Origin of the sequence: Pseudomonas sp. WS 5078 (assembly GCF_012985745.1) — a bacterium.
Lineage (GTDB): Bacteria > Pseudomonadota > Gammaproteobacteria > Pseudomonadales > Pseudomonadaceae > Aquipseudomonas > Aquipseudomonas lundensis_A.
In genome coordinates, this window is sequence record NZ_JAAQWX010000002.1 from 365067 (window position 1) to 380826 (window position 15760).

The 15760-nt window shown below is 58.8% G+C and carries 14 protein-coding genes; 7 read left to right on the forward strand and 7 right to left on the reverse strand.

Annotated features, from left to right (window positions below; translation table 11 throughout):
• Positions 1-5: 5 nt before the first annotated feature.
• On the reverse strand, positions 6-1448 hold the full coding sequence (locus HBN68_RS04910; RefSeq protein ID WP_169962947.1) for a serralysin family metalloprotease: 1443 nt from the start codon (positions 1446-1448) through the stop codon (positions 6-8).
• 818 nt (positions 1449-2266) lie between these two features.
• Here HBN68_RS04910 and HBN68_RS04915 point away from each other — a divergent pair.
• The 5 genes from HBN68_RS04915 (at position 2267) to HBN68_RS04935 (ending at position 7456) form a co-directional block, all read left to right on the forward strand.
• A complete protein-coding gene (locus HBN68_RS04915) occupies positions 2267-3292 on the forward strand; it encodes a LacI family DNA-binding transcriptional regulator (RefSeq protein ID WP_169962949.1) in 1026 nt (341 codons plus the stop codon).
• A gap of 75 nt (positions 3293-3367) precedes the next feature.
• Positions 3368-4150, forward strand: coding sequence for an AP endonuclease (locus HBN68_RS04920; RefSeq protein WP_169962951.1), 783 nt, complete (start codon positions 3368-3370; stop codon positions 4148-4150).
• A complete protein-coding gene (locus HBN68_RS04925) occupies positions 4143-5102 on the forward strand; it encodes a sugar kinase (RefSeq protein WP_169962953.1) in 960 nt (319 codons plus the stop codon). Before HBN68_RS04920 ends, HBN68_RS04925 begins: the two co-directional genes overlap by 8 nt.
• A gap of 54 nt (positions 5103-5156) precedes the next feature.
• Entirely contained in the window at positions 5157-6452 is a 1296-nt protein-coding gene (locus HBN68_RS04930) for an MFS transporter (RefSeq protein ID WP_169962955.1), read from the forward strand.
• Between the two features lie 20 nt (positions 6453-6472).
• Entirely contained in the window at positions 6473-7456 is a 984-nt protein-coding gene (locus tag HBN68_RS04935; RefSeq protein ID WP_169962957.1) for a D-glycerate dehydrogenase, read from the forward strand.
• Here the strand turns inward: HBN68_RS04935 and HBN68_RS04940 are convergent, their stop codons facing one another.
• From HBN68_RS04940 to HBN68_RS04955, 4 genes are read right to left on the reverse strand one after another with little or no spacing between them, the layout of a single operon-like run.
• The gene (locus tag HBN68_RS04940) at positions 7457-8536 is read right to left on the reverse strand and encodes a polyamine ABC transporter substrate-binding protein (protein WP_094994499.1); all 1080 of its coding nucleotides are present in this window, start codon (positions 8534-8536) and stop codon (positions 7457-7459) included.
• A gap of 54 nt (positions 8537-8590) precedes the next feature.
• A complete protein-coding gene (locus HBN68_RS04945; RefSeq protein WP_094994500.1) occupies positions 8591-8932 on the reverse strand; it encodes a cupin domain-containing protein in 342 nt (113 codons plus the stop codon).
• A 26-nt stretch (positions 8933-8958) separates the two neighbouring features.
• Positions 8959-10365: an FAD-dependent oxidoreductase gene (locus HBN68_RS04950; RefSeq protein WP_169962959.1), complete on the reverse strand. Its 1407-nt coding sequence runs from the start codon at positions 10363-10365 to the stop codon at positions 8959-8961.
• Positions 10366-10413: 48 nt separating this feature from the next.
• Positions 10414-11232 (reverse strand): nuclear transport factor 2 family protein, encoded by an 819-nt coding sequence (locus HBN68_RS04955; protein WP_094994502.1) that lies wholly within the window; start codon positions 11230-11232, stop codon positions 10414-10416.
• Positions 11233-11490: 258 nt separating this feature from the next.
• Here HBN68_RS04955 and HBN68_RS04960 point away from each other — a divergent pair, with 258 nt between their 5' ends.
• Positions 11491-11769 carry a DUF1652 domain-containing protein gene (locus HBN68_RS04960; protein WP_094994503.1) on the forward strand — a complete coding sequence of 93 codons (279 nt, stop codon included), beginning with the start codon at positions 11491-11493 and terminating at the stop codon, positions 11767-11769.
• A gap of 143 nt (positions 11770-11912) precedes the next feature.
• Here HBN68_RS04960 and pssA read toward each other — a convergent pair whose 3' ends face one another.
• Complete coding sequence (gene pssA / locus HBN68_RS04965) at positions 11913-13256, reverse strand: CDP-diacylglycerol--serine O-phosphatidyltransferase (protein WP_094994504.1); 1344 nt, start codon at positions 13254-13256, stop codon at positions 11913-11915.
• An 87-nt stretch (positions 13257-13343) separates the two neighbouring features.
• Entirely contained in the window at positions 13344-14480 is a 1137-nt protein-coding gene (locus tag HBN68_RS04970; RefSeq protein ID WP_169962961.1) for a glycerate kinase, read from the reverse strand.
• A 196-nt stretch (positions 14481-14676) separates the two neighbouring features.
• Between HBN68_RS04970 and HBN68_RS04975 the strand changes: the two genes are divergently transcribed.
• On the forward strand, positions 14677-15732 hold the full coding sequence (locus HBN68_RS04975) for a tetratricopeptide repeat protein (protein ID WP_169962963.1): 1056 nt from the start codon (positions 14677-14679) through the stop codon (positions 15730-15732).
• Positions 15733-15760 lie beyond the last annotated feature (28 nt).

Sequence of the window (15760 nt, forward strand, 5' to 3'; positions counted from 1 at the left end):
CAGCCTTACGCAACGATGTCGTAAGTTGCCACCTGCCCGACCGTGGTAATCAGGAAGTCGGCTACGCCGTGCCCGCTAAAGTCCACCTGCAGCGAGCCGGCATTGCTGGCCTGGTTATAGCTGACGACCGCATCACCCGCCTGACCGGTGAACGCATTGACGAAATTCAAACCACTGAGATGAGTAATCCCTGTGAGATCGATTTTGTCGAGACCGGTCTGGAAATCCATGAGGGTGTCGGCCGCCTTAGGGGTCGAATCAGACACTTCACGGTACACAAACGTGTCCGAACCGCTGCCGCCCCACAGCTTGTCAGCCCCGCCACCGCCGTAGAGGATGTCGTTGCCGGCACCGCCCTTGAGGATGTTGGAGACGGCGTTGCCCAGCAACAAGTCGTTGCCCGAACCGCCAATGGCGTTTTCGATGGTCACACCTTGAGCGATGGATACGTTACCGGTCATGCCGCCAACGTCAGAGAACGAACCTGCGGCCAGGTTGATTTTCTGATTCTGGCTGAAACCCGAGAAGTCCAGGGTGTCATTCCCACCGCCATCCCACACCGAAAAAATCAGCTTGTCAGTGGCCGATGTGGCGCTGTAGTAGTCGCGGTCAGCCGTGGCGTTGAACCCGTAAACGGTGTCACCGGCGCGGGTTTCCATGTTCGCGCCGTACAGCTTTTGCACCGCGGCAATGTCATCGAGCAGTGGCGCCGAGGCGTAGGCACCTTCACCGGTCTTGGTGAACACTTGGCCGGTGTTCTTCTCACTCCAATAGCTCATCACGCTGTAAGCACGGGTATCTTCGCCATACACAGCATCGCGGTAGCTGGGGTTGCCATTACCCGCGTTGTAGTCGCCAGGGTGTGACAGGCCCAGGGTGTGGCCGATCTCGTGGGTCAGGGTCTGGCGACCGTAGTTGCCTTCACCCGGAGTTTTATTGACCTCGTAGTCCTTGTTGATCAAGTACCACGACTCGCCTTTGCGCGAGCTGTTCGGCAGGTAGGCAAACGCAGCCCCACCGTTACTGGCGCTGAAGTTGGCGAAGGTCATGTGACCATCGTCACCCCGGGCGGCAGGACCTTCAGTGAAGGTCACTTTGGCCACATCGGCCCATGATTCCAGCGACAGCTTGGCCTGTTCTTTTTGCAACGCGGAAAACGTACTGAATGTACCCAAACCGCGGGAGGCATAGCCCGGAGGTGGAGACGTGAGGAAGGTGTACGACAGATTGATCACACCGTCACCATTGAGGTCGTACCAGCTGGCGCCACTGCGGGTCAGTTGGTCAGCGGCTTGATCGACCGTAAACGATGGTTTGCCATTGACCAGGTGATTACCGCGGTCATAGAAATGACTGAAATTATCCACCTGGGTGAAGGCAGAACTGGTGCCGTTGGCCGCAAACGTCTGGTTGACGGACAGCGCTGCTTTCTCTTTAAGTTTCGACATGTAAACAGTTCCTTGTTTAGCAGTAGAAAAGTTTTAAACAGACAGAGACGATCCCATGGCGAGATCGTCCTATCACTCGCCGTATAATGGCCGGGCGAAATTGACACACTTCGAAATATTCAGTCCAGCACTTTTTTGACGTCAATTAACGACCTTTCTGTAAGTAGCCGAAAACATTGAGTGTTTTGCTGAAAGGTTTTTCCTTAAACATGCAAAGACTATGGCTATATTCGCAGTAGGAATATCACTACAAACAAAATGATGCATTAAAGTTCATGGTATGACCAACCGGTCACTTCAGGTTTATATAAACTTTTCGTCCACTCGTTCGTCTTACAAAGTTGGCCAGACGTTAACCCGCAACCGTGTAAGTGTTTGCCGATCAAAAGTCACTCGTCATATCACAACACACTCCCGGACGGAGTAAACGCTCGGGTGGCCATCCTGAACTCCACGCGTCGCTTTCTTATATACGTCGCTTATTTGAAAGTTTCAGACGCATCCACTGTTAACGATCCTCCACACATCTGGCCAATGTCAGCCCTGCATTTCATCAATAACTGTAAGCCGTCATTTAAATGCGATTAAGCCCGCCTGTTGGCCATTGACTGACGTGCGACGGCCAAGGAACTGATGCAGAACGGGTTGACTGAAGACGATGTGAGCCGTAGTCGCTTTGCCGTCACATGACGTGACCCGCCGACGCGTTCTCCTACAAACGGCACTTGACGATCAGAGGTGATTTGAGTTTTCCTGAAACCGGTTTCAGGCCCAGTGCCGAGATCGCCTGCGATAACACCAATAAAAGGTTTCAGGCCGTGAACAGTTTTTCAGCCGCTCAACGCTCCCGTGTCACCATGCTTGATGTTGCCCTGCACGCCGGGGTGTCCAAGGCCAGCGTTTCCCGCTTCATCGGCGAGGACCGTGCATTGCTCTCCGAAGCCACCGCGCAACGGATCGAGCGCTCGATCGAGGCGCTGGGCTACCGTCCCAATCAAATGGCGCGCGGCCTGAAACGCGGGCGTACGCGCCTGATCGGCATGCTGGTCGCGGACATTCGTAACCCCTACTCCATCGCGGTCATGCACGGCGTCGAAACCGCCTGCCGTGAGCACGGTTACAACCTGGTGGTATGCAACACCGACCGCAGTGATGAGCAGGAAAGCCAGCACCTGGCCGCTCTGCGGGCTTACAACATCGAAGGTCTGATTCTTAACACCCTTGGTCATCAGCCTGACGTTCTGCAGGCGCTGCACCAGGAAATGCCCATCGTACTCATCGACCGTAAGGTCGAGCAGTTGTATGCGGATCTGGTGGGGCTCGATAACGCCGGAGCCGTGCGCACCGCGCTAGAGCACCTGCAAGCGCAAGGTTACCGCGACCTGCTAATGGTCAGCGAACCGGTTGATGGCACCAGCTCGCGTCTGGAGCGCATCGCCAGTTTTAATGCGCAACTCAACGACCGCCCTTCACTGCAAGGCACGCGGGTGGAAACCGGCCCCCATCTGCAGTCTCGCATCCAACACTTTCTGGAGACCCCCGGCAGTGGCCCCAAGGCGCTGTTTTGCGCCAATGGCGTGGCCGCGCTGGCAGCCACTCAGGTGCTGCGTGACTTGAACCGCCATCTGTTTGAAGACATTGGCCTGATTGCTTTGGATGACCTTGACTGGTTCCCGTTGGTGGGCACCGGCATTAGCGCCTTGGCGCAACCGACCCAAGCCATCGGCGCCAGCGCCTTTGAGTGCCTGCTAAAGCGCTTGCGGGGCGACACCGCAGAACCTCTAGTCCTGGATTTTCCTGCGCAACTCATCGTGCGTGGCTCTACCCGACGCATTAACCCCTGACAGTTGTGCCATGACGCAATCCGATTGGCAGTCCTTAACGAATAAAAATGAAACCGGTTTCAGAGGTTAATAACAATGAACACATTCCCCGTTTCCATCAGCCTGTCGAGCTACGGAGCTGACCTGGTTCGCCAGCGTGGCCAAGGCAGTTTTATTGACTTACTGGCCAATGCCGGTGCCCGGCGCATTGAGCTGCGCGAAGAACTGCTGACCGACGAAGACCCGGCGTCCTTCGCTGCAGCGGTGGTGAGACAGGGGATGGAATGCGTGTACTCATCGCCGCTCGAACTGTGGGAGGCAGGACAATCTCGGCCTAATCCTCAATTGCTGGCGACCTTGCGCAAGGCCCATGCGTTCGGTGCGGCCTGGCTTAAGGTCTCTCTTGGCTACTACACCGAACATTGCGATTTGTCGAACCTGGCAGCCTGCCTGAGCCAGCAATCGGTCAACCTGTTGGTGGAGAACGACCAAACGTCCCAGGGCGGACGTATCGAGCCTCTGCTGCGCTTCTTCGACGCAGTGGATCAACTGCAAGCCCCCATCAGCATGACCTTTGATATCGGCAACTGGCAGTGGCAGGACCAGTCCGCCAGTACCGCTGCCCGCTTACTGGGCCGTCATGTCACCTATTTGCACTGCAAAGGCGTCGCCCGGCGTCCGGATGGCAAGTTGATTGCTACGCCGCCAACGGCCACCGACCTGCAGATGTGGGAGCAATTTCTACCGCATATGCAGCCCGGGCTGACGCGCGCGGTGGAATACCCCCTGCAGGGCAGTGACCTGCAATGGCTGACGAAAGTCCATGTCGACACACTCGCTACGCTAGGCGCAGCGCAACGGGAGCTGAGCCATGTCTAAAGTCGATGTGTTGTCGTTTGGTGAAACCATGGCCATGTGGGTGGCTGAAGAGACCGGCGATCTGGCGCAAGTCGAACACTTTCACAAGCGTATTGCCGGGGCCGACAGTAACGTCGCCATCGGGCTGGCGCGACTGGGGTTCAATGTGGCGTGGCTCAGCCGGGTAGGCGCTGACTCGCTTGGGCGGTTTGTGCGTGCCACCTTGCAAGCCGAAGGCCTGAATTGCCAGCATGTGGAAACCGACCCGCAGCACCCGACGGGCTTTCAGCTGAAGTCCCGGGTGGACGATGGCAGTGATCCGCAAGTGGAATACTTTCGCCGCGGCTCGGCGGCCAGTCATTTGAACCGCAGCGCCATCACCGCGCAACTGCTCAGCGCAGGCCACTTGCACGCCACGGGCATTCCCCCTGCCCTGTCAGCCAGTTGCCGCGAATTGTCGTTCGCGCTGATGCAATCGATGCGCGCGGCCGGGCGCACGGTGTCGTTCGACCCCAACCTGCGCCCGTCTCTGTGGGCCAGCGAACAGCAGATGATCCGCGACATCAATGCCCTCGCCGCCCATGCCGACTGGGTGTTGCCGGGCTTGAGTGAAGGCCGCTTGCTCACCGGTCGCGATGACCCGGCAGACATTGCCCGGTTTTATCTGGATCAAGGCGCAGAGGCGGTCATCATCAAGCTGGGCCCTAAAGGTGCCTATTACCGCACCATGGACACCGAAGGCTTCGTGCCAGCAGTGCCGGTGGACGTGGTGATCGATACCGTCGGCGCCGGCGATGGTTTTGCAGTGGGCGTGATCAGTGCCCTGCTGGAAAACCTCGGCTTTGAACAGGCGGTGCAACGTGGCAACTGGATTGGCAGCCGCGCCGTGCAAAGCCGTGGCGACATGGAAGGACTGCCGACCCGCGCCGAGTTGGAGGGCCGTGGCCTGACCGAATCTGTATTACCTGCCTAACGTGCTGCACCCGTGACCTGCTGCGACAAAAACAACAAGCTCAGGAGCTACGCCATGCAATCGCTAACACTCGCTGCCCGCCGGTGGTGGTACATCATGCCGATCGTATTCATCACCTACAGCCTGGCCTATCTGGACCGCGCCAATTACGGGTTTGCCGCCGCCTCCGGGATGGCCGAAGACCTGCACATCACCCCCGGCCTGTCGTCGTTGCTGGGGGCGCTGTTTTTCCTCGGTTATTTCTTTTTTCAGGTGCCGGGGGCCATTTACGCGCAGAAGAACAGCGTCAAAAAGTTGATTTTTGTCAGCTTGATCCTCTGGGGCGGACTCGCCACGCTCACAGGTGTTGTGTCCAACGCCTACAGCCTGATCGCCATTCGCTTCATGCTCGGTGTGGTGGAAGCCGCCGTCATGCCCGCCATGCTGGTCTATCTGTGCCACTGGTTTACCCGCGCCGAACGCTCCCGGGCCAATACGTTTCTGATTCTCGGCAATCCGGTGACCATGCTCTGGATGTCAGTGGTGTCAGGCTACTTGGTGCAGCATTACAGCTGGCGCTGGATGTTCATCGTCGAAGGTTTGCCCGCAGTAATCTGGGCGTTCATCTGGTGGCGACTGGCCGATGACCGCCCTGGCGAAGCCAAGTGGCTCAGCACTCAGGAAAAACAGGACCTGCAAAGCGCGCTCGATGCCGAGCAAGTCGGCATGACCCCGGTGAAGAACTACGCCGCGGCCTTCCGCTCGCCCAAAGTCATCCTGCTGGCCTTGCAGTTCTTCTGCTGGAGCATCGGCGTCTACGGGTTTGTCCTGTGGCTGCCGTCGATTCTCAAGCAAGGCGCGCACATGGACATGATCGAAGCGGGCTGGCTTTCGGCCCTGCCGTATCTGGCCGCCGTCATCGCCATGCTCGGCGTGTCGTGGGGGTCGGACAAACTGCAAAAACGTAAGCGTTTTGTCTGGCCGCCGCTGTTGATTGCCTCTTTTGCGTTCTACGGTTCCTACGCATTGGGTGCAGAGCACTTCTGGTTGTCCTACACGCTGCTGGTGATTGCCGGGGCATGCATGTACGCACCCTACGGCCCTTTCTTCGCGATCATCCCGGAAATCCTGCCATCCAACGTAGCGGGCGGGGCCATGGCCCTGATTAACAGCATGGGCGCGCTCGGGTCTTTTTCCGGCTCCTACCTGGTGGGTTACCTGAACAGCGAAACCGGCTCACCGGGGGCGTCTTACCTGTTGATGAGCGGCGCGCTGCTGATCTCGGTCGTGCTGACGTTAATGCTGAAACCCACGGCCAAAGACCCACTCGCGCCGACAGTCAGCGCCACGTCGCGTCTGGCTCATTCTTGAATTTAACGTTGGTGATTACTTTGAAAAAACATGTCGTGCTCTACAAAACGCTGTCCGCGCCCTTGATGCAGCGCCTGCAAGATCGCGCCGAGGTCACGCTGATTGAACGGCTGGACGCTCAAGGGCTGGACCAATTGCGCGCCGCTTTACCCCAGGCTCACGGGTTACTGGGGGCCAGCCTGAAACTGGACGCGCACTTACTGGCCCTGGCGCCCAGGCTTGAAGCCATTGCCAGTGTGTCCGTGGGGATCGACAACTACGACCTGGACTACCTCAACGCGCGCCACATTCTGTTGACCAACACCCCGGACGTGTTGACCGAAACCACAGCCGATACGGGGTTTGCACTGATTCTGGCCAGTGCCCGCCGCGTGGTGGAGCTGGCAATTCGTGTGCGCAATGGGCAATGGCAAAAAAACATTGGGCCGGAACATTTCGGCACCGACGTGCATGGCAAAACCCTGGGCATCATCGGCATGGGCCGCATTGGCGAGGCGTTGGCACAGCGGGGACATTTTGGCTTCGGCATGCCGGTGATCTACCACAGTCACTCGCCAAAACCGGCTGTCGAGGCTCGATTTGGCGCCCGCTACCGCAGCCTCAATGCGCTGCTGCACGAGGCGGACTTCATTTGCCTGACGCTGCCACTGACCGCAGAAACCCAGGGCCTGATCGGCGCAGAGCAATTCGCACTGATGCGTCCAGACAGTATTTTTATCAATATTTCACGGGGCAAAGTGGTTGATGAAGCCGCGCTCATCCACGCATTGCAACGGGGACAGATTCGTGGCGCCGGGCTGGATGTGTTTGAGCGCGAACCGTTGGACCCAACTTCGCCTTTACTGACGCTGGAGAACGTTGTGGCCACCCCGCATATCGGGTCGGCCACCATTGAAACCCGTGAAGCCATGGCCCGCTGCGCCGTGGACAACCTGCTGGCAGCTTTGGACGGGCTGCGCCCGCCCAATTTGGTCAACCCGAGCGCATTGCAACCGGCTCGCTGATCATCCCCCAGCCTTGATCCGGGTCCACAGGCGTGTGCGCACCCGGTCAATGTTGAGCGGCATGGCTTCCAGGGCAAACAGCGTTTGCAGCATTTGCGGCGTCGGGTACACCGTGGTGTCAGCCTTGATCTCGGGGTTGACCAGCGCATCGGCCTGCAGGTTACCGTTGGCGTAATGCACGTAATTGCTGATGCCCGCCATTACGTCCGGCTGCAGCAGGTAATTCATGAAGCGGTAGGCCGCTTTTTCATCCGGCGCATCGGCGGGCATGGCCACCATGTCAAACCAGATGGCAGCGCCTTCTCGTGGGATCGAATAGCCGATATCGACGCCATTGTTGGCTTCTTTGGCGCGGGTTTGGGCTTGCAGGATGTCCCCGGAAAACCCCACGGCAACGCAGATATTGCCGTTGGCCAGATCGCTGGTGTACTTGGAGGAATGGAAGTAGCTGATATAAGGACGGACCTTCATCAGCATGGCTTGGGCCTTTTTATAGTCCTGCGCGCTTTTGCTGTGGTGGGGCAGCCCCAAGTAGTTAAGCGCAGCCGGTAAGACTTCCGGGCCATTGTCTAGAATCGCCACCCCGCACGTGCTGAGTTTTTCCATGTTTTCGGGCTTGAAGATCAAATCCCACGAGTCAACAGGCGCGTTGTCGCCCAACACGGCCTTGACCTTCGCGACGTTGTAGCCGATCCCCGTACTGCCCCACAAGTAAGGGAAACCGTGTTCATTGCCGGGGTCATTGACTTGCAGCGCCTTGAGCAACGCCGGGTTAAGGTTCTTCCAGTTCGGTAATTGGTCCTTATCGAGCTTTTTCAGCGCCCCGCCTTGGATCTGACGCGCCATAAAGTGGTTGGACGGAAACACCACGTCATAGCCGGACTTACCCGTCATCAACTTGCCGTCCAATGTTTCATTGCTGTCGTACACGTCATAGCTAAATGCAATGCCTGTCTCACGCGAGAAGTTTTTCAGTGTGTCGGGGGCGATGTAGTCAGACCAGTTGTAAATTTTTACAGTCTCGGCCGCCTGGCACAGCGAGCCAGCCACTATCAGGGGCAACAGGGCGATGCGGATCATGATTCGATTCCTTGCGTATTGTGTGTCGCTGTTTTTATGGGCAGGGTTCGGTGATCAAAGGATCAAAACATACGTTTTGCGCACGGTCTGCTGAATGTCCCAGACCCCCGTGCTGTTGGCAGGCAACATCAAGGCATCGCCCGCTTCTATGTGAATAATTTCCCCGCCATCGGGAGTGAACGTGCAGCGTCCTTGAATGAAGTGACAGAACTCTTGCGCCACGATTTGCCGCCGCCAGCGTCCTGGCGTGCAGGCCCAGATCCCGGTTTCAACGCCGTCGGTGCGCTCGACACACGTCACCGAGGTCTCGGCCACCGGGGTGCCAAGGGGCACGGCCACAGGTGAGGATGCATGCAACGCAACGTGGGCGGTGTTTTTGAAGTGAGTGATGCTCATGGATATATCCTGATGGGGCCTAAGGGTTACTGCATAAAACCTTCCATCACACTGGCCAGGCCACTGGCGAACCTGCGCCGCCAAGGGGCTGCCTCAGGGTTGGCGAGCGTCTGGTCTTCGTAGACAAAACTGCGGATAACGGCGTTGTAACCCAGCCAGCGGCAAGGCTCGGGTTCCCATGCCTTGAGCGCGCCAAGGCCGCCAGCGGTCAGCACCCAGGGCTGCTGCACTTCAAGGGTGTCACGCTGCAAGATCAGGTCCGCGAGGGTGCGCCCGCCCAAATGGCTCGCGCCCACGCCCTCCCCGCCGTAACCACCGGACAACGCGATGCCGTGTTGCCGGTCACAGAGCATGTGCGGTTGAAAACGCCGCGCCATGCCCAGGTTGCCACCCCATACGTGGCTGATGTGCACATCCTTGAGCGCCGGAAAAAGCTCCGCGAAAAGGTAACGGCGCACGTCGATTTCGCCCTGACTGAGGTTAAAGTCATGACGCAAACGACCACCAAACTGATAGCCGCCCCGGGCGCCAAATACCAAGCGGTTGTCTTGGGTGCGTTGCCCGTAGGTCACTTGACGACTGTTTTCGCTGAAGGCCTGACCTGCCGACAACCCGATCTCATCCCAGACCGCCTCGGGCAGGGGGGCCGTGGCGACGATCAGGCTCTGCACTGGCAATTGATAACGCCCCAACGGCGCCAGCGTGTTGGCGAAGCCTTCCACTGCCGGAACGACCCAGCGCGCCTTGACCTGTGCCTTGGCGGTGCGCACACGGCCGGGTTGCCACCCCGTCACCGGGCTTTGCTCGAAGATCTTCACGCCCATGCGCTCAACGGCACGGGCCAATCCGCGCACCAGTTTGGCGGGCTGAATCGTGGCTATGTGCGGCGTAAAAATCGCCCCGTAGGGGCTCGCAATGCGCAGTTGCTGCGCCAGCTCAGCCGGATCCAGCCAACGGTAGTCCCCGTCACTCAGGCCCTGAGCGTGAAGTTTCGTCAAATAGTGACGCAGGGTAACTTCCTGTTCCCGATAGCGTGCGGCACAGAACAGTGCCCCGCCTTTGCGGTAATGGCAGTCGATGCCTTCGCGCTCAATGACCTGGTTGACTTCATCAGGAATGCCATGCAGCAAGGCGTAAGACTGGCGTCGCTGCTCGATGGACAGGTTGGCAAGCAAGCGGTCTTCGCCCAACAGGTTGCCCATCAGCCAACCGCCGTTGCGCCCGGAAGCACCGAAGCCAGCCGTTTGCGCTTCGACAATGGCAATACTCAGTTCAGGTGCGTGGCGCTTGAGGTAATACGCGGTCCACAAGCCGGTGTACCCGGCCCCCACAATCACCACGTCTACGTCCAGATCGTGCTCGAGCGATGGGCGTGCTGTCAGGTCGTCCGCGAGTTGGTCCATCCACAAACTGATTGAGCGCCAAGCTGGCATTGCGGTCTCCACACTGTCTTCAGAATGGAGCGATCCTAGCGCCTGATCTCAAACCGAGTCTTGCGCGCGTGCCCGCAAAGAAATTTGCCGCGCATAAGCCTTGGGTGATTGCCCGGTGTGCTGGCGAAAACAACTGTAGAACGCCGACAGCGAGTTAAAGCCCGCAGCAAAGGCCACCTCATCCACTTTAAGCGGCGAATCGGCGGCGGCCATCGCGGTCAGCACGTGGCGCAGACGTGCCTGATTCACATAGCGATAGAAGCTTTGTCCCAGCACCTGATTGAGCAAATACGACATCTGGTTGCGCGTATAGCCACAGGCTTTGGCGACGTGTTGCAGGTCCAGTGCTGGGTCAAGGTAAGGCTGCTGGCGATCAAAGTAGGTTTGCAGGTCCCGGGCCATGAAACTCAACTGCCGCGCAGACAGGCCAAGACGACTGACCGCAGGTCTGATGGGGGTTTGCCCGGTAGCGTGTTGAGGGGATTCATGCACCAGCGAAGCGTATTCATGGACCTGCCAGATCAACCCGTCGCGCACCGTGATGGCTTCACTGGCCCTGAAGGACACCAGCCCCTGGCTGCCACGCAGCGTGATGCGGTACTGGATGAATGCCGTATTGCCATCCAGGCGAATACGGTCACTGTGCTCCAGCGCCTCATCCGCTTCGCGTGGCATGGAGAGGTGAACGTAGTCACGCAACTCCTTAAAGCCCATCACCCGGTTCTGGAAAAAATCGTGGTAAACGACCGAGGGGTGATACAGCGCCATGACCCCGTCAAGATCGCGGTGTTTCCAGCACAGGTGGTAACGCATTACCGTCTCGCCCGTGGCGCGGGTCTGCTCGGGGCCGTCATCTGGGGCAAACATGGCAAGGCTCACTGAAATAAAACACAGAGTGCCGAGTTTATGAACGGGCTTCAATGGTCAAGCACAGCCGCGCAGAACACGGCTAAAACGCTTCACTGCATGATTTACATCAAATCCCGGTGAATCAATGTGCCCGCTGGGCACAAAAACCTTATCGTGGCGGGCGCACGGTGCTAGGTTTGAACACGAAACGCTCGCAAATACACACGGTCGGGGCAATTGGCGACCGTACAAACACTGAGCAAAAGGAAGCGCTCGATGAATCCGGTGAGCAATACCGCGAAAGTTACCTTTCCCAACGCGTGTCAGTTGATGCGCTGGCATTTCCATCCCATGGGCTTCGAAGCCACCATGGACGCCCCGCGCAGCATGATCGCGCGTCTGTTTGACCGGGCCAGCGGCGAGACCGTCATCGCCATCGCTGGCATCCCGTGCGCCACCGTCATGACCACCACGGAAGTGGCACGCATCATTCAGTGCGTCGAAGACGAGCTAGAAAGCTTCGTCCCGCCGCTGGCATGGCAAGCATTGGCCTGATTCAAGCCCCTGTGTGACACGCTTTCGCGAACGTATCTGTTCGCGAACCAGCGCTTTTACTCTCCCCATCCGAACACATATGCCGTCCTTGCACCGCAGCGCTTATGGGCGATCCGGGCAAGGGCCTGGGCGTGCACGAGCGATCAGAGAATCCGGTAGAGCAGCCGCTCGATCCGCACACGGCTAACCCGGCGCAGGAACTTGGCCACTGCTGGCGGGTAATCGGTAAGGGTTTCCAACTGCTTGAACGAATCAATACGCGTGGTATGGGCGAAGATCGCGTCCAGTTCTTTGCGGCGCGGTTCGAGCAACTCGCGGCGTGGATCATCGATCAATAAGCCATTTTCAAGGTCCAGCCTGAACGCACGCGGATTCAGGTTATTGCCGGTGAGCAAGGTGTAGCGATCATCCACCCACATACCCTTGAGGTGGTAAGTGTTGTCGCCGTCGCGCCACAGGTGCAGGTTCAACAAGCCGCTGTCGATCATGGCCTGGTGGCTCTTGGCAAAGCGGCGCAAGCTCAGTTCATACAAATACGGCAACGCCGCAATCACCTTGAAGGGCTCGCTGGGCGGGATGTAAAAGTCGTTGGCCGTCTTGTCGCCCACCACGATATCGATGCGCACGCCGCGCTCCAGCGCGCGATTGATTTCGCGGGTCACGGGCAACGGCAGATTGAAATACGGCGTGCAAATGGTCAGTTGCTGTTGGCTACTGGCGATCAGTTCACAGATCACCCGGCTCAACGGGTTGTTTTTGCCTACGCCCAATAAAGGGCTTACGGACAAACCAAAGTGGCCGACAGTGCCTTGACTGGTGTCGTAGCTGGCTTTTTTCAGGCGACTTCGCAAGTCACCGATGGCCGAGCGCAGGCTGCGCGTGCTCGGTAAAGTCGGCAGGTCCAGACGATGCACCGCCTTGGTTTCAATCAAGTCGTGCTGGATAAAGCGCTGCATCGAATCGGCCAGCGGCTTGTTGTTGAGCACGTGATAGCGATCGAAACGGTACTTGTCGAACTTATGCAGGTAAACGTTATTGAGACTGGCACCGCTGTAGATCACACAGTCATCGATGATGAAGCCCTTGAGGTGCAGCACACCGAACAACTCGCGGGTTTGGACGGGCACACCGTAAATGGGCACCCGGGTCTCATGGGCTTGCGTCTGGGCCTGGTACCAGGCGGCATTACCGGGCTGTTTGCCCGCGCCAATCAGCCCGCGCTGGGCACGCAGCCAATCCACCATGACCACGATTTCAAGTTCGGGACGGGCCGCTTTGGCGGCGTGCAAGGCATCGAGGATTTCCTGACCGGCTTCGTCCTGTTGCAAGTACAACGCCACCAGCGTGATGCGCTGACGGGCATTGGCGATGTGCTCCAGCAGGCAACGACGAAAATCGGCCGCACCGGGCAAAATGCTGAAGGCATCGGCGGACAACGGAAAGCTGCGCAACTTGGGCAGCAGAGAGCGTTTGAAGAGCGACGGCATAGGGCTCGCTAAGGGTCGAATGCGAATAACCGCGAAGCTTACACGATTCTGTGTTTCAACCAGTAACCTCGCATTCAGCCCCGCACCTTATTGGCGACCCAGGCTCCACAAGCGCGCAATGTCCCGCGCCCGATCAGTCAATAACTGCGACGCATGGGCGCAGGCGTACTCCAGTGTCATAGGGCCACTGGCCACGGCAAACGCGGCATGAATACCGTGCGCGTACAACGCCTGATACCCCTCCCCCAATGTCCCGGCCAACACCACAACAGGTACGCCATTGCTGCGGGCGATGCGCGCAACCCCGAAAGGTGTTTTACCGCGCAGGGTTTGCGCGTCAAAGCGGCCCTCGCCCGTAATCACTAGCGCAGCGCCTTGCACCGCCTCATTCAGGCCGACCAGCTCGGCGACCACGTCAACACCGGCCCGAAACTGCGCGCCAAAAAACGCTTTGGCAGCGAACCCCAGACCGCCCGCAGCCCCTGACCCCGGCTCGTCACGCACGTCGTTGGGCAGCACCTCGGCGCAGTGGTCGGCAAAATACCCCAACGCTTGATCCAATTGCTGCACCTGGGCCGGGGATGCCCCTTTTTGCGGCCCGAAAATCGCTGAAGCCCCGTGCTCACCACACAAAGGATTGTTAACGTCCGCGGCGATTTCAAAGCGCACGTCGGCCAGGCGTGGGTCCAGCCCTTGCAGATCGATGCGTGCCACCTGCGCCAGCGCCAGACCGCCTCGCGGCAGCTCACGGCCTTGTGCATCAAACAGCCCCAACCCCAGCGCCTGCAAGGCCCCCGCACCGGCATCATTGGTTGCACTGCCGCCAATGGCCAAGATAATGCGTTGGGCGCCCGCCTCCAGCGCGGCTTTGATCAGTTCACCCGTGCCATAGGTGCTACTGACGCAGGCATTGCGCTGTTCAAGCGCCACCAACTGCAAACCGCTGGCTTGCGCCATTTCGATAATCGCGGTGCGGCTTTCCGGCAACCAGCCCCAGTTGGCATGAGCCGGCTCGCCCAGTGGCCCTTGCACCTGATGACAGCGCAACTGGCCATTACCGGCCGCCACAATGGCATCGACCGTGCCCTCGCCGCCATCGGCCATGGGGCATTTGATCAACTGCGCATCGGGGAGCACGTCGGCCAGACCGGCAGCAATCGCCTCAGCGACTTTTTCGGCACTCAGGCTGTCTTTGAACGAGTCAGGGGCAATGACGATTTTCATTGGGCGAATCTCCAGTTCTTATGTCAACCATGCTGCCAGTATCGGCGTGCAAACACGCCAGGCCGCTGCACAAGGGATTACGGGCTTTGTTGTACATTTTCACAAGCCGGGCGCCTTGAACCGGACAAGGGTTTGACTCGCACGCTGCACTGGCCGAAGCTGGTGTTCACTACGCACGCCTGCTTCTGGAATTTGCATGCTAAAGCCCCACCGCTACTTGTTGCTCAGCCTAGCTTCTGCCGTCGTTGCAACCTGCCTATGGGTCTGGATGCGCCCTGCGGCGACCGTCACCACAACAAGCGTCAATCACAGTTACACGCAAGCCCTGGAGCAAGCACACAATGGCGAGCCTGGCGCTGCCCGTGTGCTCTACCAGCAATTGGCCCGCACCGATTTGTCTGACATCCGCCGCGCCAGCCTGCACGCCGAACTGCCCAACTATCCCAGCCCGCAAGCCCTGAAACTGGCCGATGCCGACTTGCATAACCCTTCCGCACTGGTACGCGAAGCGGCCATCCAGAGCATTGTCGGGCTGGTGCCGGGGGCGCAACGCACGCTGCTGCTTGGCCCGATCCTGGATGATCCGGAGCAAAGCGTACGGTTTGCCGCCGCCAACGCCTTGTTGGGCCTGTCCCCGGACGAGCAAGGGCTGTATTTCGGCCCGCTGCAGCAAGTGATTGACGAATATGAACGCACGCTCAAAACACAGCCTGAGAGTGCGCAGGCACAAGGGCAGCTTGCACGTTTGTACTTGCACGAAGGTCAGTTGGACGAGGCGCAGGCCGCACTGGAAAAAGTCACCCGCCTTGAGCCGGACAACCTGAAAGCCGTGGTCGCACGCGTGGACCTGCTGGATAAACGCGGCCAGAGCGACCGCGCACGCGAGTTGCTGGCCCAGCAGCTTGAGGCCCACCCCGACTCGGCTTACTTGCAACATGCACTGGGCATCTGGCTGCACAATCACGGGCAAACCGAATACGCACTGCTCGGGTTGGCCAAAGCCGTCGAACTCGAACCTGACAACAGCGACTATCGCTACAAGCTGGCCGTTGCCCTGCACGACTTGAACCAACTCGAAGCGGCGCAGCGCCAGCTTGAAGAGCTGCTGCAACGCCAACCCGCCAATCGCAAGGCACGGGTGCTGTTGATCCGTTATTGGAAGGAGTCGGGGCAATTGCAAAACGTGCAGGTGCTGCTCGCCCAACTTGAACAGCAAAACCCCGATGACCCGGCTTTGCAGCAGGGGTTATGACCCCTCTTATAACGCCCGACACCGTTTT